Annotated in this window: 17 protein-coding genes and 1 tRNA gene; 8 read left to right on the top strand and 10 right to left on the bottom strand. The window is 55.3% G+C overall.

All coding sequences use genetic code 11. The features are described from left to right. The first annotated feature begins 447 nt into the window (after positions 1-447). From QFX31_RS02295 to QFX31_RS02285, 3 genes are read left to right on the top strand one after another with little or no spacing between them, the layout of a single operon-like run. On the top strand, positions 448-1,857 hold the full coding sequence (locus QFX31_RS02295) for a NosD domain-containing protein (protein WP_348530526.1): 1,410 nt from the start codon (positions 448-450) through the stop codon (positions 1,855-1,857). Continuing rightward, complete coding sequence (locus QFX31_RS02290; protein ID WP_348530525.1) at positions 1,854-3,317, top strand: rhodanese-like domain-containing protein; 1,464 nt, start codon at positions 1,854-1,856, stop codon at positions 3,315-3,317. Before QFX31_RS02295 ends, QFX31_RS02290 begins: the two co-directional genes overlap by 4 nt. Before the next feature lie 15 nt (positions 3,318-3,332). After that, entirely contained in the window at positions 3,333-5,264 is a 1,932-nt protein-coding gene (locus QFX31_RS02285; RefSeq protein WP_348530524.1) for a S8 family peptidase, read from the top strand. A gap of 148 nt (positions 5,265-5,412) precedes the next feature. Here the strand turns inward: QFX31_RS02285 and QFX31_RS02280 are convergent, their stop codons facing one another. Both QFX31_RS02280 and QFX31_RS02275 read right to left on the bottom strand, forming a co-directional pair. After that, on the bottom strand, positions 5,413-6,567 hold the full coding sequence (locus tag QFX31_RS02280) for an ATP-NAD kinase family protein (protein ID WP_348530523.1): 1,155 nt from the start codon (positions 6,565-6,567) through the stop codon (positions 5,413-5,415). Beyond that, positions 6,545-7,897, bottom strand: a complete 1,353-nt coding sequence (locus QFX31_RS02275; RefSeq protein ID WP_348530522.1) for a TrpB-like pyridoxal phosphate-dependent enzyme — start codon at positions 7,895-7,897, stop codon at positions 6,545-6,547. Before QFX31_RS02275 ends, QFX31_RS02280 begins: the two co-directional genes overlap by 23 nt. 656 nt (positions 7,898-8,553) lie before the next feature. Between QFX31_RS02275 and QFX31_RS02270 the strand changes: the two genes are divergently transcribed. Further along, positions 8,554-9,975, top strand: coding sequence for a sodium:solute symporter family protein (locus QFX31_RS02270; protein WP_348530521.1), 1,422 nt, complete (start codon positions 8,554-8,556; stop codon positions 9,973-9,975). 143 nt (positions 9,976-10,118) lie between these two features. Here the strand turns inward: QFX31_RS02270 and QFX31_RS02265 are convergent, their stop codons facing one another. After that, on the bottom strand, positions 10,119-10,784 hold the full coding sequence (locus QFX31_RS02265; protein WP_348530520.1) for an endonuclease V: 666 nt from the start codon (positions 10,782-10,784) through the stop codon (positions 10,119-10,121). A 238-nt stretch (positions 10,785-11,022) separates the two neighbouring features. On the opposite strand from QFX31_RS02265, the gene QFX31_RS02260 reads away from it, so the two are divergent. From QFX31_RS02260 to QFX31_RS02245, 4 genes are all read left to right on the top strand, one after another. Further along, on the top strand, positions 11,023-12,459 hold the full coding sequence (locus tag QFX31_RS02260; RefSeq protein WP_348530519.1) for a thioredoxin-like domain-containing protein: 1,437 nt from the start codon (positions 11,023-11,025) through the stop codon (positions 12,457-12,459). Between the two features lie 23 nt (positions 12,460-12,482). After that, positions 12,483-13,346 (top strand): radical SAM protein, encoded by an 864-nt coding sequence (locus QFX31_RS02255; protein WP_348530518.1) that lies wholly within the window; start codon positions 12,483-12,485, stop codon positions 13,344-13,346. Between the two features lie 116 nt (positions 13,347-13,462). Beyond that, entirely contained in the window at positions 13,463-14,206 is a 744-nt protein-coding gene (locus QFX31_RS02250; RefSeq protein WP_348530517.1) for an SdrD B-like domain-containing protein, read from the top strand. Between the two features lie 252 nt (positions 14,207-14,458). Further along, a tRNA-Thr gene (locus QFX31_RS02245) sits at positions 14,459-14,533 on the top strand. Positions 14,534-14,543: 10 nt separating this feature from the next. On the opposite strand, the gene QFX31_RS02240 is transcribed toward QFX31_RS02245, so the two are convergent. The 7 genes from QFX31_RS02240 to QFX31_RS02210 all read right to left on the bottom strand — a co-directional run bounded on the left by QFX31_RS02240 (position 14,544) and on the right by QFX31_RS02210 (position 18,758). Beyond that, entirely contained in the window at positions 14,544-14,861 is a 318-nt protein-coding gene (locus QFX31_RS02240) for a hypothetical protein (RefSeq protein WP_348530516.1), read from the bottom strand. 84 nt (positions 14,862-14,945) lie between these two features. Beyond that, entirely contained in the window at positions 14,946-15,218 is a 273-nt protein-coding gene (locus tag QFX31_RS02235; protein WP_348530515.1) for a DsrH/TusB family sulfur metabolism protein, read from the bottom strand. Further along, on the bottom strand, positions 15,215-15,538 hold the full coding sequence (locus QFX31_RS02230) for a sulfur reduction protein DsrE (RefSeq protein WP_348530514.1): 324 nt from the start codon (positions 15,536-15,538) through the stop codon (positions 15,215-15,217). The genes QFX31_RS02235 and QFX31_RS02230 overlap by 4 nt, the downstream gene beginning before the upstream one ends. A gap of 4 nt (positions 15,539-15,542) precedes the next feature. Next, a complete protein-coding gene (locus QFX31_RS02225) occupies positions 15,543-15,908 on the bottom strand; it encodes a DsrE family protein (RefSeq protein ID WP_348530513.1) in 366 nt (121 codons plus the stop codon). Between the two features lie 43 nt (positions 15,909-15,951). After that, on the bottom strand, positions 15,952-16,740 hold the full coding sequence (locus QFX31_RS02220; RefSeq protein ID WP_348530512.1) for a (Fe-S)-binding protein: 789 nt from the start codon (positions 16,738-16,740) through the stop codon (positions 15,952-15,954). A 4-nt stretch (positions 16,741-16,744) separates the two neighbouring features. Then, positions 16,745-17,791 (bottom strand): ACR3 family arsenite efflux transporter, encoded by a 1,047-nt coding sequence (gene arsB / locus QFX31_RS02215; RefSeq protein ID WP_348530511.1) that lies wholly within the window; start codon positions 17,789-17,791, stop codon positions 16,745-16,747. Between the two features lie 4 nt (positions 17,792-17,795). Then, complete coding sequence (locus QFX31_RS02210; protein WP_348530510.1) at positions 17,796-18,758, bottom strand: rhodanese-like domain-containing protein; 963 nt, start codon at positions 18,756-18,758, stop codon at positions 17,796-17,798. Positions 18,759-18,798: the final 40 nt, after the last annotated feature.

The following is an 18,798-nucleotide window of genomic DNA, read 5'->3' as shown; positions in this document are numbered from 1 at the left end:
TAAGATCATTGAACCCAGCAGCATGTGACCTCGCAGGATTTGTTATCTGCTGTGTCTGAGAACGCCGACCCCTGAGTTTCCATTAAGTGATTCAAGTACAGGACCTGTATTCATAGCATTATGTCGATGCATACTGATTCCGGAACCTATTCAGCTATTCAGGTCCGTGACCGGAAATTGAGGGCATCAACACTCGGAGTGTAGATCTTACAGGCTTCTGTCCATAAGACATGCACCGGACCGGCTCTCAGAATTTAGAGACCTCCACGGTGAGCAAGATTTATAAGATGATCACATCTCGTTAGCCGGGGTGATCGATTGAGCATTCGCCTGAGCTGGCAGAGCATCAAATGGCCTGGGACTCCGGAAGAGACAGCTGTAAATCCATGCGGCATGATTTTCGGTCTGTGCATACCAGCAGTTGTATTCGCATTGCTAGCCCTCTCAATGACATGCAGCGCAGCCACAATACATGCTGGAAGCGATATACAGAGGAGCATAGATGCCGCGTCTCCGGGAGATACCATAATTGTGGGACCGGGAGTTTATGAGAAGTTTACAGTGAACAAGCGCCTGAACCTCATAGGCAATGGGGCGACTGTCATAGCATCATCTTCAGATGCATGCATAAGCGTTGAGGCGGACATGGTGAACATAAGCGGATTTGCAGTGAGAAACGGCCTCTACGGGATACGGCTGAGCAGGGTCAGGGGATGCAGCATCACAAACAACACCGTGACAGGATGCAAGCAGCCGGGAATTGTTCTTCTCACATCCTCCGGGAACATAATTGCGAACAACAACGCCAGCTACAACGGCGTCGTCGGGGAGGGCTGGTACGGGATATACCTCACGGACTCCTCCAACGATAATCTGATCGTGAACAATATCGCTAGCAACAACGGGGCGTATGGAATACACCTCTCAACATCATGCTCGAACAACACGGTGAGAGGGAACACGCTCAACGGCAACATGTACGGGGTCTACATGTTCACAGGCTGCTCGAACAACATCATAGAGGAGAACCTGATCTCTGGGAACAAGGCGAACGGGATCGATCTGCGGTTCAACTGCAAGCAAAACGTGATAAAAAACAACACGATCACCGATAACCAGGTCGCGGGGATATCCCTCCTGGACTCAGGCGAAAACGAGATCCTCAGCAACGATATACGCTCCAACATGAGGTTCGGAATACAGATACAGGGAAGGAGCGATGGCAACACTGTGGTGGGGAACAACATCACTCAAAGCCCCACAGGGATCTTCGTGGAGTCGAACAGCAACATCTTTTACTCCAATTACCTCATCGACAATGTGGTCCAGGCGGTGGACAGAGGGGAGAACATATGGAACGCTCCGTACCCTGCTGGAGGGAACGCATGGAGCGATTACACCGGTGCTGATGAGCACAGCGGACCTGCTCAGGACGTACCCGGGGCGGATGGATTCGGTGACACTCCTAGAGAGATCAGCAACCGCTCGAGGGACATGTACCCGGTCATGGGATACGAGCTCAGGCCGATCAGGATAATGAATGCGAGCGTGCCGGAGGAGATTGAAGCTGGAGAACAGCTTCTCATAAAGGCATGGATCGAATCCCTCAATGGTCTATCACAGGTATCAGCACGGATCCCTGAGTCGAGGTCGTATGTGCGTCTCTACCAGGCCGGTGATCACTACGAGGGCTCTCTCACCACCGCACTTCTTGATCCCGGTGAGTACTCCGTTGTGATCACAGCGACGGACAGAAGAGGATATGAACTAGAAGAGGCTATAGGAAAGTTCAGGATCACACCCAGGGCCGGACGCAGCTTTGAGGCTGCGATGGCCCAGCTGAGAGGAAGATCATGATTCGCAGATTCATTACTGTGCTTGGAATGATGCTTATCATCTCCGCAGTTAGCATGCAGTGGGCAAGCGCTGCATGCCCGATGTGCAAGCCAGATTACGAAGAGTATCCGCATGAGGGGTTCCTGAAAAGCCTGGGGCCGGAGGAGGAGAAGACTTCAGCCCCGGTGATCTCCGCAAAGACAGAGAGGCTCAAGAACCCGCTATTCAACAAGAGCCTCCAGACGTCTGAGACAGAGGCGAAGAGCGATAAAACCCAGACGACCGAAAGCGCGCCGGTGAGATCGAGCAGCATGCTTGTGCCGGTCACAGCCGTCGCCCGCTCCGATGTGGTTCTGGATGTGAGCAATGGCGCAAGCGAGTACATAGACGGCGCGGTGCACATAAACTACATGGATTTCTACAACGAGAACAAGAAGCTCAAATCGGTGGATGAGATCGCAGCGCTTCTCGGAAGCGCAGGTATTACTCCAAATGACAGAGTGGTGCTGACAGGCACCGATTACGACTGCCCGACATGCGTGGGTGGGCCATTTGCGGCCACGTTCGTGTACTGGCTGATGCTGTACATAGGGCACGACGAGAGCAGGCTGAAGCTCCTGGATGGGGATACAGCAGACTGGAAGGCTGCAGGTCTACCTGTGCAGAGCGCACCGTATGTGAGACCTGCCACGACCTACACGGTTCAGGGGATCAGATCGGAGCTGCTGGCCACGAATGATTACGTGAGGAACGCTGATGTGCAGATCGTGGATTCCAGGACATTCGATGCGTTCGGCCAGGGATCGATACCGGGAGCCCTGAACATACCCTACGAATCGGTCCTCGAAAATGGCAGGCTGAAGGACGAGTCCGAGCTGGCGAGCGTCTTCACAGGCCTTACAAAGGATAAGCCTGTTGTTGTCTACGCGAACACAGAGTTCAAGGCGTCGATGGTCTGGTTTGCGCTGAGGATGATGGGATACGATGCCAGGATCTACACATGGAACGACTGGCTTAAGAACCTGCCAGCATTCAGGATGAGGCTCAACAGCACACTGACAAGAGCTGAGCCGAATCCCTCGACCCCCGGACCTGTGAGGATCCACGCGGTCTTTGAGCTGCCGGAGGATGGCGCAGAGAACGCGAGCGGGACTGAGGAGGGGAATCTGACGAAGCTCAGCGTGATGGGCTGTGCCACATGCGAGCCCATAACGGTGTGGGCAGGCTCGCTCACGAAGAACAAGAACCCAGGGCTGAGCCTGGGCAGCTCCACGCAGTACTTCACATGCACCGCTATGATAAGGGATTCGCAGGGCGGTGAGGTCGCGTCTGTTCCCATGGAGAGGGTCTCTGATGATGAGTACGTCGGGACGTGGGACGCGACAAACGCAACCCCTGGCAGCTACTCAGTCAGCTTTGTTGTGACGGTGTACTCGCTCTCAAAGGAGTTCGAGAACGCCCTCACAGTTGTGATCCAGTAGGTGCATCAGATGTAGATGGGCGATCAGGAGAAAAGGCTCCTAAGCAGAAAGGCGGTATGTATTTTCTCGGCAGCCCTAGCGGCTGCTCTTCTCTTCTCCATAGTCTTCGCCGAGGACCCGTTCATCTCAGACAGGGCGGCAAGATGGTTCCAGAAGGAGTTCAGGGCCCTTATGGAGAGGGATCACAGCGACACCACGCCGCCAGTGATAACCAATCCCAGGATTTTTCCTTACCAGATGAAGCGCGGCGATCCACGGGCTGAGATAAGCGCGAATGTGTACGACAGATCCGGCATCTCCTCGGTATACGCAGAGGTCGGCAGAAAACAGGTGCTAATGTTCGATCTGGACGGGGATGGAAGGTACATCGGCTACTGCGGCTCGAACCTGGCGCCAGGTGATTATGATATAAATATAGTTGCCGTGGACAGGGCAGGCAACGCGGCCATATCCCCGTGCAGGTCGCTCAAGGTTCTGGATCCTCTGGACCTCAACGCGAACAGGATAGAGGACTCGCTCGAATCGCTCGGCCCTGAGGAGACCAGGGTGATAGTGCTTCATGACGATAATGTGACAGGGTCAGAAGGCGAAAAACTGAGGAACCTGGATATTCTGAGAGGAAGTGCCATGCTCGTTCCGGGGAACAGGATCCCGGAGCTGGCAAGGCTCAGGGGCGTGAGGGGGATCTACAGGGATCAGAAGCTCAGGATCCTCGGGGAGCAGTGCGGGGGAAATGGATCAGAACTTCCAGGGCCACCTGAGAACCCCAGGAGGGCGGCAACAGGGTTGACAGGCAGGGGCGTGACGGTTGCGCTGATAGATACAGGCGTGGATGCGGAGCATGAATCTCTGGACGATCTTGATGATGATCCAGCCACACCAGACCCCAAGATCGTCGCGTTTGTCGATATGGTCAACAACCTTGAGAAGCCGTATGATGACAACGGCCATGGAACGCACTGCGCAAGCCTGATATCCGGCACAAAGGGCATCGGTGTTGCTCCCGGCTCCAGGCTCGTGGTGCTCAAGGTCATGGACCGGGATGGATCATGTTATCTATCAGACGCACTCTCTGCGCTCGACTGGTGTGCCAAGAACAGGGATGTGTATGATATCAGGGTGATATCATTCAGCGTCGGAGGGGACAAGGGCTCTGAGAGGCCGACGCTCCTCGACGAGGCCTGCAACAGGATGGTCGAGGATGGGATCGTCGTTGTTGTGGCGGCAGGCAACTCCGGCCCATCGCCGTCCTCCATCGTCGTTCCTGGAGAGGCTGAGGAGGTGATAACCGTCGGCGCCATAGACGCGAAAGGGAAGATCTTCGAGAGGTCCTCACGTGGCCCCACATCCGATGGGAGGATCAAGCCTGACATAGTGACCATCGGGGTCGATGTGCCGTCGGCGCTTGCGGGGACGAAGAACGATGAGAGCTGCATGAGCGGTACATCCATGGCTGTTCCACAGGTTGCTGGAGCTGCTGCTCTGATTCTGGAGGGCTTCGGGAACCTCACCCCAGCTGATGTAAAAAGGGTGCTTCTCAGATCAGCGGATGATCTGGGGGATCCGGGAGCGGATAACACATTCGGCTGGGGGGCGATGAACATCACAAGGGCAGTTCTCTGCCTCAGAGAGGACCCGGAAACGGTCGCTGGGCCTGAGCTTAGGAGTGTCGACGTGAGCTCGAATGAGGCGAACGTGGGGGATCTTGTTGTGATAGAGGCGCTCGTCGCAGGCGAGGTCGAGGAGGTTACATCAACAATAACAGGAGCTGGGAAGGAGGCGGAGATCCCGATGGTCGACTTTGATCTAAACAGCATCTACACCACCTTCTGGGAGACCGGCCTCTGGAGGCCGGGGGATTACACGATAAAAGTCGAGCTCCGCGGGAGGTATGGAGAAAGGATCAGCAGATCCATACCCTTTCGTCTGAACCCCAGGAGGAGATAGCCTCCGCCGCTCAGCGATCCCCTACGGCCTTGAAGACAGGAGCAGGTTTCTCGTGAGCTGAGGGATTTGGATCCACAGTCCATGATAGATTCAGATCGAGTGCCAGAGCAACTCAGATTTCACATCAGACACAAGCTCCTCTTCGCTCTTAATCTCCCGTCTCCAAAACATCGCTCGCAGCCCTGACCTCCTTGAGCTGAGCTATCCGGTATCCAGTCACCACCTGCCGCCTCCCAGCCAGTGCCCTGTCCATCTCCAAGTCTCCGGTGTCTACCAGAAGGTGCTTCAGATCTCTGAGCTTGTGAGGTGTCGCTATAATAATCAGTTTCTCCGGCCCCACGATCCTCAGAACCCGCGGGCTTATCTGCTGGCTGCCTCTTCCGAGTATGAATCCCTGAGCACCTATCGGGCTGACGATGATCCTCACATCCCCATCGATCCCCTCGAGAAGCTTCAGGAGGTCTCGCTCAGAGGCGTCCTTCATCACCGTCCTCCCGTTCCGGATGACATCAACACCCAGAAGAGTCTTCTCACATCCGATAAGCTCTGCGATCTTCGCGGTCGTGGTTCCAGCTCCAAGGATGTAGTAGGAGCCGTCGCTCATGAACTCGCTGGCGAACTGAGCGATCTCGAGCCTGGAGTGCTCCTCATCAGAGCTTGCGTATATCTGCTTCCTCTGCTGAACCAGCACCGGTAGATAGGGCGTCCTGGCCACGCCGTAGATACGCACCACAAGCTCGCCCCTTCTGTAGCGCTCCTCGTCCACATCAGCTATCTCGGTCTCCCTGGCTCGCAGCTCGCCTCTTATGTATCCAGAGGCAAGATCTGCAGCGGCTTCCGGGCTCACAGCAAATACGCCGGAGTGCATCTTCACGCCCGCTGGTATTCCGAGGATCGGGAGGTCACCAGATACGGATGCAACGTCCCTCGCGGTGCCATCTCCTCCGCAGAAAAGTATCAGGTCCACATTCTCAGATGCGAATATGGAGCATGCCCTTTTCGTGTCCTCAGCTGTTGTTCTCTCTCCCGGAGTGTGCACAACAGAGTGCTCCACGCCCAGCTCCGAGAGCAGATCCCCGCCCATGGGCCCGCCCGCGGTGAGCACATGCGCGGGGATGTGTCCACCGAACAGCTCCAGAAGCCTTCTGAAAGCTCTTTCCGCTCTACCTCTGGACACCGGCGAGGCGCCGAGGCGCTCCGCGAGTGCCGCGACGCCATCGGTGCCCTTGAGCCCGACCGCTCCCCCCATTCCAGCGATCGGATTTATCAGAAACCCAAGCCTACACCTTCGGCAGCCTGGCAAGCGATTGCCTCACCAGCTCCTCTGGATACTCGTAATCCTCGAGGATTCCATCGTTGTACGCATCGTACGCAGAGAGATCGAAGTGCCCGTGGCCGCTCAGGTTTATCAGCAGGGTCTTCTCCTCTCCGGTCTTCCTGCACCTGATCGCCTCGTCGATCGCGGGCTTGATCGCGTGTGCAGATTCCGGTGCTGGCACGATGCCCTCCGCGCGGGCGAAGGTCGTCGCTGCCTCGAAGACCTCTCGCTGGCGGAACGCCTGGGCCTCGATGATTCCAGCGTTCACCAGGTTGCAGAGCAGTGGTGCATCCCCGTGGTACCTCAGCCCTCCGGCATGTATTCCCGGCGGGACGAAGTCGTGGCCGAGCGTGTACATCTTGAGCAGCGGCGTCAGGCGGGCTGTATCCCCGTAGTCGTATGTGTACAGACCCTTGGTGAGGCTCGGGCACGCAGTCGGCTCGCATGCCACAAGCCGGAGCTCCTTTCTGTCATTGAGCTTGTCGGGGATGAATGGGAAGCAGACTCCCGGGAAGTTGCTCCCACCGCCACAGCATCCGTAAATCACGTCAGGGTAATCGTCCACGAGCTCGAACTGCTTTTTTACCTCAAGCCCCTCGACGGTCTGGTGGAGAAGCACGTGGTTCAGAACAGATCCGAGGGCGTAGTTCGTATCATCATGCGTGGCTGCGTCCTCAACAGCTTCTGATATCGCTATCCCCAGGCTGCCAGGCGTATCAGGGAACTGCTCTAAGATCCTTCTGCCTGCGTTCGTCCTGTTGCTCGGGCTCGGGAAGCACTCCGCGCCCCAGACCCGCATCATGCTCCTCCGGTATGGCTTCTGATCGTAGCTCGAGCGGACCATGTAGATCGTGCATTTCAAGCCGAAGATGCAGGTGGCAAGCGCGAGCGCCGAGCCCCACTGGCCTGCGCCTGTCTCTGTGGCTATCCTCTCTATGCCCTCCTTCATGTTGTAGTAGGCCTGAGGCACAGCAGTGTTCGGCTTGTGGCTTCCTGCAGGGCTCACGCCCTCGTACTTGTAGTAGATCCTGGCAGGAGTCCTGAGGGCCTTCTCGAGCCTGACCGCCCTGTACAGAGGCGTCGGACGCCAGAGCCTGTAGACATCCCTCACCTCCTCAGGTATGTCTATCCAGCGCTCGGTGCTCATCTCCTGCTTTATGAGCGCCTTCGGAAATATCGCCTCGAGGTCCTCCGGCTTCAGCGGCTCATGCGTTGCCGGATTCAGCGGCGGGTCGAGCGGCCGGGGCATATCTGCGGCCACATTGTACCATCTCTTCGGGATATCCTCCTCATCGAGCAGTATCTTGGATCTCAATCGGTCGTCCTCCAGATGGATTAGAGAAACAATATGTTCATCATAGAACCTTAAATCACATTATATAACCTTTTTGAGGATGGCTGCACCAGAGATCCATGCACCCATATGACCAGCACATCGGTTTGAACGGCAGATCTTGAGCTGAAAGTGGCCTGCTTTATCGATGGGATCAACAGCAGATTGTGTGCTCAGATCATTGAAGCCAGCCGCATGTGACATCGCATGATTTGTGATCTGCTGTGCTAGATGGTGCTGATTCCTGAAATTCGATCCAGCGATTCAGGCACACGACCCAACAGCATGTGACCATGCAGGCTCTGTGATACCGTGCTGATAGACATCGATTTCATGCTGACCTCAGTGATTCGAGCTCACAACCACATCCTGGGTGCTGCCACCTCTGGATTTTTATGAGCCAGCGACCTCGTTCAAGGGAAGGGTTTTAATATGGAAGTGCATCAAAGCACAAAAACATACATTAAAGCAATGGATGTATGGAGGAAACCATAATGCAAACAGTGCTGCAAACATGTGCCGAATGCAGAATTCATCGGGGTGATTGTGCATGATTATTCCCGTTCCATATCTGGCGCTTCTGATCTCGATCGTGTTCATGCTCACAGTGACCATCTTTCTGCTCATGAGGAGATACCATGATTAACCAGATCCTGCTCCTGGCCTACGTGACTGTGATTCTCTTCCTATCCTGGAGGCTCCGGCAGGGGACTTTCTCCGGCTTTGTTCTCTCTGACAGAAACATCGCCACACCTGCGATCATCGGAGTGGCATACACAGCAGCCTACTTCAGCGCGGCATCCTTCCTCGGCGGAGGCGGGTATGGCCTCACCGCAGGGATGCCATGGGTGGTCTTCTGCGCATTCTTCCATGTCGCATTTGCATGCCTAGCATGGCTGATGGCGGGAAGGATATGGGAGGCAGCAAAGGAGTATGACGCGAAGACGGTACCGCAGCTTCTGGAGAGGCGGTACAGATCGCCAGTGGGGAAGGTCCTGCTGGCCGCCATAATGCTCGTGCTGTATACCGTCTACCTGGTGCCCATCTTCAAGGGGTGCGCCACGCTCCTTCAGGGGCTGATAGGGGTCACATACATTCAGGGTCTGATGTTAACAGTGCTCATAGTGGCCATATACTATGCTATCGGCGGCCTCCCTGCAATAATATGGATAGGTTTCCTCCAGGGAGTGCTCATGGTCGGCGGTGCGGTGCTGCTTTACGGAAGCGTGCTCTCAACCTCTGGCGCTTTTGAGATATGGTCAAGAATTCCAGCATATGTGACCTCGATGAACGGCATCGATCTGCCGTGGCAGAGGACACTCGGCATGGCTTTCTCCATAAGCCTCGGGCTTCTCGCGCTTCCCGATCTCCTGATAATGATTTTCTCCGCCAGGGACAGAAGGGTTGTGCGCTTCGCAGGCATCTACGGCCCGGTATCCATAGCGGTTTACTCCATATGCATATTCTCGCTCGGCGTTCTCGCATATGGTGTTCTCAGCGGAGAGCAGCTTGGTGCGTTCATAAAAAATCCGGACAGCCTGGTGCCGTTCCTCGCAAGGACGTACCTGCCGCCCGGGTTTGACGCGCTTGTTCTCCTTGCCGCGGTATCTGCTGCGATGTCGACGATCAGCGCAATAGTTCTTGTTACCACGACCTCGCTCACATCGGACATACTGCACTACCTGCGACCCGGGATCTCGGAGAGCACAGTCCTCCGCCTGACGCGGCTTGTTGGGGTGGTCATACTCATCACAGCAGCGGTCTCGGCGATACGCGTCCCCTCACAGATCGTGCCCCTCGTCTCGATAAGCATGGGGGTGATCGCATGCTGCGTATTTGTGCCGCTTGTGTTCGGGCTCTACTGGCGCAGGGGCAATTCAGCAGGCTTCGTGGCAAGCCTTCTCGCGTCATTCATCTCCATCGTCATCTGGAACTTCTACGGGAATACCCTCATCCACCCTGTCTTCGTGGGGCTGATCTGTGGAGGCACTGCATACATCACCGGCAGCCTCTTCACCTCAGGCTTCAGCTCACCAAAGCCGGAGATGCTGAAAGGCTGAGACGCAGAGCTGGGCACATTTTTTTTCCTCTCCCGCCCACTTTTATATCAGCGCGTATATATTTAGCATCTGATCCGATAGCAAAAAATGTGCGTCTTTGGCAGAACACCTGGACGAGCTGATAGAGGAATCTCACCCAACTCTCATCGCTTTGATCCTGCCCTTTTCAGTGAGAGGATGTGTGCGATTCTCAGGGGCTCCGGTATTCGATGAGATCTAGCGCAGTTCAGCGCTATCTCGATCGCGGAGCTCAGGTCTGACATGTGGCCTGGAGATACAAACACAGGCCTGACATTCGTTCTGGTGCGGAGGACAGCGCCGACGATCTCTCCGTGATCGACAAGCAGGGAGAATGATCCCCTCTCCTTCCCGGGCTCGGAGAACTCCCCGCAGAGCTTCGACTTTGCACACCCCACAGAGGGACGATCGAGGAGCAACCCCAGATGGCTCGCCTCTCCAAATCTGCGCGGATGCGCGATACCCTGCCCATCGAAGAGCAGGATGTCAGCGTTGTCGATCCCCTCAAGAGCCCTGAGTATGACAGGTCCCTCGCGAAACGTCAGCAGCCCCGGGATGTAGGGGTAGCTCACATCCATCTCCGCGAAAGATGCATCCAGGATGCGCATATCTTGGTAATCGAGAAGAACTGCTGCCGCATATGCCCTCGATCCCGAGAAGGAGACATCTGCCCCTGCCACGGTTTCCACGCGATCGACCCTCTGAATTCTCACGCTGCCGGACAGCATCTCCTGTATCCTCACAGCCTCATCCGGCTTCACGTCCCATGAATGGAGTTTCCTGTATCTCATTTTCATCGAGCCGAACACCAAAGAGTGTTTCTTTTATCGAGCGGCTGAGCACATTTCATGATATTCAGCTCATCGGGATATCCAGTGTGCTACTAAACAGCACCGGATTCAGAGCCGTTTCATCCACATGAATTGCCCTGCGCAGTGAGTGTTTTTATCCATGATCCGGGTTTATCAGACCGCGGCAAGATCTCCCGCGACCACAAGAGTGATCTGCATCCAATTCAGAGCGGTTCCCATGATAGCCCCTGAGTTTCCCGAGGATCTTGTATGGCTCAACACCGACCGGAGGTACACGATGAGGGACCTCCGCGGCAGATTCGTTCTGCTTGACTTCTGGACATACTGCTGCATAAACTGCATGCATGTCATTCCTGAGCTGAAGATGCTTGAGGAGAGATACCCTGAGCTGGTTGTGATAGGAGTTCACAGCGCCAAGTTCGAGAACGAGATGAGAGTGGAGAACATTGAGAAGGCGGTAATGCGGTATGGAATAAAGCACCCGGTTGTTGTTGACAGCGGTCAAATCATGTGGCGCACATACGGCATAAAAGCATGGCCTTCGTTTGTACTGATAGCGCCAGACGGAGAGATTCTCGGGAGGACCTCTGGGGAGGGCATATTCTCGATCCTCGTGCCCATAATGGAGCAGCTAATTCCGGAGTACGAGAAACGTGGAAGCCTCCATCGCGAGAGGATGATGGCCGGTATGACGCAGAAGAAAGTGTCGGGGATCCTCTCATTCCCCGGAAAGGTGGCATCGGATGGAGATAACATCTTCATTGCGGATTCAAACAACAACAGGGTGCTGATTGTATCTCAGGATGGGGATCTGGTGGACGTTATCGGCTCAGGAGAGGAGGGGCACGATGATGGTGAATTTGGATATGCGCAGCTCTTCAGGCCACAGGGAATCGCGATTGCCGGGGATATGGTTTACATAGCAGACACCGAGAATCACATGATCCGGGTGGCTGATCTGGGAAGGAGAACTCTGATGAGAGTGGCAGGCACTGGCCGGTCGGGGCGTCCCGGCTTTGGTGGGAGAGGCGCTGAGGTATCCCTGAGCTCGCCGTGGGATCTGGTTTTTCTCGGGGATCATCTCTACATCGCGATGGCCGGATTCCATCAGATATGGAGGATGGATCTCGATGGAATGGTAGAGCCCTACGCAGGATCCGGAGCCGAAGAGCTCATGGATGGCCCTCTGGAGATGGCGCGTCTGGCGCAGCCCTCCGGACTGACGACCGACGGAAATAGGATATACTTCGTCGACAGCGAGTCTTCTTCCCTCAGGGTGATAGATGGAGGGGTGAGAACGCTCATCGGCAGGGATCTGTTTTACTTTGGGGATATAGATGGTGCTTTCGAGAGAGCCAGGCTTCAGCATCCTCTCGGTCTCATTTACAGAGATGGATCCATTTACATTGCGGACACATACAACCACAGGATCAAGAAAGCGGATCTCTCGAGCAGATCCATTCACACCATCGCCGGAACGGGGAGGCCCGGGTTCGCAGACGGTCCTGGTGATATGGCAGCGTTTTACGAGCCTTCCGGAATCACCTTTCTGGGGGATTCGTGCTTCATAGCAGATACCAACAATCACGCCGTGAGGGTATACGATCTGAGGTCAGGGGATGTCTCAACGATGAGAATCAATATGAAGAAATAAATCCAAGCCCCGTAGGTCTAATAATGCTCCTCAGGCCATTCGATCCCTGGCGCAGCAGGCTGTGCACATGCCCGGCGAAGCTGAGCCTCAACCCGTACACAGGATGCACGCATGGCTGTCTGTACTGCTATGCATCCTCATACATAAGACGCTTCAGCGATTGCAGGCCAAAGGGCGGAATCAATCGTCTGAGCTCTGAGATCTCCAGGCTTCAAGGGAACGAGCTCATATCGCTCTCCAACAGCTCTGACCCCTATCCTCCAATGGAGCGCGAGCTCGGCATCACCAGGTATTGCATCTCAGCGATAAAGAGAAGGGGGTTGCGGCTCCAGATCGTCACAAAATCCGATATCGTTCTGAGAGATGTGGATCTCCTCTCGGAGATGAGGGCTGCGGTCTCCATAACGCTCACATCACTGCGCCTGGATTCCAGGCTCGAGCCCGGAGCTCCGCCGAGCAGCCTGAGGCTCAGAGCCATCAGGATGCTCGCAGATAGCGGCGTTCCGGTGGCGGCGAGGATAGATCCGATAATACCCGGGATAAACGACTCCGAGATCGATGAGCTTGTGGAGAGCGTCGCAGATGCAGGCGCATCCTATGTCATCTCATCCACCTACAAGGCCAGACAGGATAGCTGGCGCCGCCTGTATTTTGCGTTCCCGGAGGTCATGGAGGATCTGAGGCCGGTGTACTTCGAGCAGGGAGAGCGTGTTGGTGGCTACCGCTACCTGCCAGCCGAGATCAGACATGCCATACTCTCACGCATTAGGGAGGTATGTCATGAGCATAAAATCAGCTTCGGCTCCTGCAGGGAGGGTTTCGGGAGCGACGCTTCATGCGATGGATCTCATCTTACAGAGGCCCGTAAGCAGCGTATTTTGCGATGAAAGTCTATATATACGAAGAATAACGACTGTAGAGCCGAGTTCTTCTCGAAAGGGAGAATGTTTGGTAACGGTCACGCAAAAGCGGATAATCGATACACAGATAGGAGGAGGATAAATTGAAGAAGAGCATTTTGGTGATCTCTGTGATCCTGGCGGTGGCGGCATTTGCCATGACCTCTGCCATGGGATACACAATAAAGGATGATAAAAGCCCGTACCCGTTCTCTAACAAGGCGGAGTCCAGGCCACCGTTCTCCATATCCACAGGAACCCCCGCTCACAACCTCACGAACGAGCTGGTCGTTGTGAAGAAGGAGGCACGCTTCTCGTTCAGCTCTCAGAAGCCGAAGAGCTTCTCGATTGCAACAGGAAAGCCATATCAGTACACGTTCAAGCTTGGAGAGGAACCTGCTGCGGTCAAACCCCAGGAGACACCTTCAGAGGTGCCAGCTGTCGAGCCCAATGCCACAGCTGAGCAGAATGTAACCCCAGTGGTGCCTGTGACCTACACGATCTCTGGAGTTGTCTATGAGGATGCGAATGAAAACGCTGCCAGGGACGAGAACGAGACAGGCCTCGCAGGATGGACGCTGGATCTGAGCGGTGTGACAACCACAACCGCAGCGGATGGCACATACGTCTTTGCGAACCTGAGCGCAGGCGATTACGTGCTGAGCCTGCTCGTACCGCCTGAGTACAAGCCGGTTGCTCCGGTGAATGTCACGCTCGACTCCGACAAGACCATAGACTTCCCTGTTGTCAGGGTGCCTGTGGTTGTACCGCAGGTCAATGAGACCGCCGTCGCCACGAACTTGACCGAGAACGTGACAGTGCCCCTCAACGTATCAACCCCGGCGTGAGGTCCGGGAAGCGTCTCTTTTTTGTCTGCATGCATCGCTTGGTCGGCACACCATCGAATCAACAACATCCCGTTTTGCTTGCGTTTGCGCAGGCAAGCGCCTTCATGGCTCGCGCATGCGATCATTTCATGGGAACAGTGCACACCGCCATGGGATCCTGGGGCTGTATGAGACAGGAGCAACCCTTTCGGGCCGGGAGCATCTGAGCCTGACCGAAAACTACTAAAGCGCAGAGGTACTCGAGCGGATAGCGCCTCGGTAGCAAAGCTCGGTCATTGCGCGTCCTTGGTAAGGACGAGGCCGCGGGTTCGAATCCCGCCCGAGGCTCTGGCAGCGATCACCTCTTGAGGATATACCTGACCTCGGATGTGTCAACCTCCCATGAGCTGAGGCTCAAATCCTTCTGGAACCCGAGGCTCAGCCACATGTAGCCTGGAAACACGAACTCTCCGTGGTGCCTCTCGTCGAACGCCTGGAACAGGGAGAATATCGTGTCCCAGCCAGCCTCGCCTATATGCGGTCTGCCCTCGACGACGTACTCTATTCTATCCCACTCGGGGAGCACCATTCTGTAGAGACCCTCAAGAACATCGTCCTGGTGAGAGCATCTCTCGAAGAGGGCCCTCACCTCGTTCACATCCAGCTCCATCCTCATCAGCAGGAAGTGCATTAGCATCGGTGATAATCTTTTCTCCATTAAGCCGATCGCACGCTGGAAGGCGTTAATCCAAGAGAACAATCAAAATGCAAAGACGCCATCTGCGTTCATGATATCATCCACCATAATACCGTAATCGTCAAGCTCATTTATGCCCGCGGATGAAACACCCCTCTCCCTCAGATCCTGGGCGAATGCAAAAACATCTCCTGCGACTCCGTCGAGCCGCCCTGTGAGTATATTGTAAACACCATCTCCGATGAGGTACAGCCTGAAGCTGCCGCTGAGCATCTTGAGGCAGAGTTCTGCCCTGGGGCTTCCCGGGGGCTTTGTCAGTATGAAGACATGGCTCATATAACCACCATCGCCCTGAAGCCTTTGATGCGCTCCACGAACTCGAGATCGTCAAGCATCTCGACCCGATCTGAGAGATCGCATGAGAGGAGGCCGCGCTCGGCCATCGATGGCTCATGCGCGAAGATATCGATCTCCGGGTAGGCATACAGCAGCTCCGCCAGGTGCCCGCGCTGATCTGCAAGCGCCAGATAGACGCCATCTGCGTAAAGCGCAACTGCAGATCCTATCGGGAGGCAGACAGCAGCTGCATTCAGCGCTCCAAACGCCCGCTCATATCCATATGGGGATGAATCGACGAGAAATACCACCGGACCCATATCCTCATCCCGAGAGCGATATCACCCTATCGCTCTCCCTGATCATGCGCTCAAGATCGTAGAGGCTTGTTATGCGCACTCCCTCGATGTACTCCTGACACACTCCGTTCTCCGATGCATATCCACGCGAGGATGCGCATCTTGGGCACGCTCTTATGGTCGCACCCATCGATGCTAGCTCCTGAAAGAGGCTCCCGATATTCATGAACTGCACCGGCCTCTGCCCCCTCTTCGGTATGTGAACTGCATCGAGATAGAGGAATATGTTAACCCTGCAATTTCTGAGAGCTGCTCTCGCTATCCTGTATGCGATCTCGGCGTTCTGATTGATGTATGGCCCGTCTGTGAGCACTATTGTCAGCGTCTTCATATGAACTCACCAGAGGATACTACCATCCTCGGGAACAGACAGCTTACAGATACGCGAGAAGCGATCTCAGGTGCTCGAGCCTTGTCGCGTACTTCTCCTCCTGGAGGGGTCTGCACATCTCCAGGGAGACCTCCCCGCTGACCAGCCTGATGGCAAAGGAGTAGCAGCTCTGCTCGCCGCACTCCCTGCAGTTCGTTCCCGGCAGATACCTGTAGACCTCCATAGGATCCACACGAACCTTCTCCTTGGGCGCGGGGGTGACTCCTCTCTCTATGGCATCGTTTATGGTCTTCCTCAACTCCTCAAGAAGCTCTCTCGCGTGTGTTTCATCCCGTATCATGGTCATCGTCACATTTCCGGTGCTGTAGATCGTTATGAGCACGGTGCCCTTCTGTATGATCAGAGCGCCGATCCTATCAGAGTACCTTCCCCTGGGAAAGAGCGGCTCCAGCGCCTTCAGGGCGCCTCCCAGCGGCGGATCCATGCGCGCTATGATCCGGAACTTCGTTGTATCCGCTATGCATGGGAGAAGCTGCTTGACCTCGACCACCTCAACCTTCTTTGCATCTCTGATCTCAATCCTCTCGCTCTTTTCCCCCTTCGACTCCAGAAAGTTCCTCCCAAAATCCGTGAGGTCCACCATATCGTTATCAATCTTGATGAGCCCTGCCTGCTGCAGTATCTGAAGGTGGTAGTCCAGCATGCTCTGGCCCACAGCCCTTCCTATGTCCTCCTTTGAGAGGCTCTTCTCAAGAAGCAGATTCATTATCTTCCGCCTGGTCGTGTTCGCCATGGCGTTGCTCACGAGCTTTACCTCAGCATGTCCTGCCATAATCTCACCTTATCCTTTCCGGATAGTAACGATCCCTGAGGCGCAGCGCGACGTTGACCAGAGAGATGAGCACAGGCACCTCAATGAGGGGACCGATGACTGTGGCAAATGCCTGATCTGAGCCGATCCCGAAGATCGCCACTGCCACGGCGATTGCCAGCTCGAAGTCGTTGCTGGCCGCTGTGAATGAAACCGCTGTTGCTTTGGCGTAGTCGCTGCCGATCCGGTGCACCACGAAAAATGTCATGAACCACATGATGAAGAAGTAGCAGGTCAGCGGTATTGCAACACGCACCACATCCATGGGCAGACGCACGATGTACTCACCCTTCAAAGAGAACATCACCACAATTGTGAAGAGCAGTGCAACAAGCGTGACAGGGCTGATCTTCGGCATTAACACATTCTCGTACCAGTCCCTGCCCTTTCGCGGGATCAGAGAGAAGCGGGTGATGACGCCGCCCAGAAATGGTATGCCGAGGTAGATGAAAACAGTCTTTGCTGCCTCTGCCATGGAGATGCTCACGTTGAGGCCGCTGACCAGGCCGAGCCAGTTCAGCCCCACAGTGATGAAGAGCCAGATGTAGACCGCGTAGAAGAGAATCTGAAAGACCGCGTTGAAGGCCACCAGGCCAACTGCCAGCTCCCGATCGCCTTCGGCCAGCTCATTCCATACAATGACCATGGCAATGCATCGTGCCAGACCCACCAGGATGACTCCGATCATGTACCCCGGGTAATCGCGCAGAAAGATGATCGCAAGCACAAACATCACGATGGGACCAACAATCCAGTTCTGGATAAGGGAAAAGCCGAGCAGCCTCACCTCCCGGAAGACCCGGCCCATCTCCTCGTACCTCACCTTCGCAAGAGGCGGATACATCATGAGTATGAGACCTATCGCTATCGGTATCGATGTCGTTCCGATCGAGAGCTTCAGTATCTGCTCCGTGATCTGCGGTGCGAAGTTCCCTATCGCGATGCCCAGCACCATCGCCAGGAATATCCACAGCGTGAGAAATCTCGAGAGAAGCGATAGCTTTGTAGCCATTTCATCACCGTCCCAGCTTTCTGTACCTGCTAACCGATCCCGTGCCCTCCGATCCTGTGACGGCAGTGGAGCTGCGACCGAGCGCACCGGGCGCGTTTTGTGTCAACGATGTGGTGTGTGAGACCCAGTCGCTCCATGAGTAGATCTTGGCGTTGTATCCCATGAGCTGGAGAGCGAACCACACAAGTGATGATTGATTCAGGTTCTCAGAGTACACCACAACCGGCCGGTCTCTCTGAAGAGGCGCGAATAAGCCACTCAGGGTCTCGTTATCCACAATTCTGTCTCCATCTGTGATCCTCTCAGAATCGATGTGTATCGCCCCGGGTATCCTGGAGATGCCGAAGTCCCTGAAGGGCCGCGCATCGACTATCTGGGCCTCTCCGCTTATGATGTAATCATATGTTGCCACTAGATCCTGTTTGTTGGGGGTGTAATCGCTCTCATCCCTCACAGATGGAGTGCTCTGCACTGGAAGGCCCATTGATTTCCATCTCTCAATACCACCATCCAGAAGGCTCACATCCCTCTGGCCCACATACTTCAGGGCGAGGAATCCCAGAGCTGCGTCTCCAGGATCATCACCGTATACAACAATTCTGTCTGAAGGGGTCACGCCAGCGCGTCCAAGAGCGCTCGCGATCTCCTCCGGGCTCTTAAGGGTGTTGTTCTGGTTCACCAGCGATCCACGGCTCAGCATCAGAGCGCCCCTAACGTAAGCGCCGTCGCTCGAGTTCTCTTTCTCTGTGATCGCCAGGACCGTATCCGAGCTGGAGACCGATGGCATTGGTCTGAGAATATCACCATTCGGGAAATCCTCCGCTCTGTAATCGTCCTGCACGCCAGCGCTCCTGCCATCAGCGGTGGAGCTGATGCTCAGGGTGGGGTTGTAGTTCAGGAACGCGTATGGATCCCACGTGCCACCGGCAGAGCATGCACAGCCCGCGAGCGCTGATGGTAGCGACAAAAGCATTGCAGACGCAATCAAAACAATTACGATCTTTCTC

This window comes from Methanothrix sp. (genome assembly GCF_030055635.1).
Taxonomy (GTDB): Archaea; Halobacteriota; Methanosarcinia; order Methanotrichales; family Methanotrichaceae; genus Methanothrix_B.
The sequence above is the reverse complement of the archived record's forward strand: the minus strand, read 5'-3'. Positions and strand labels throughout refer to the sequence as shown.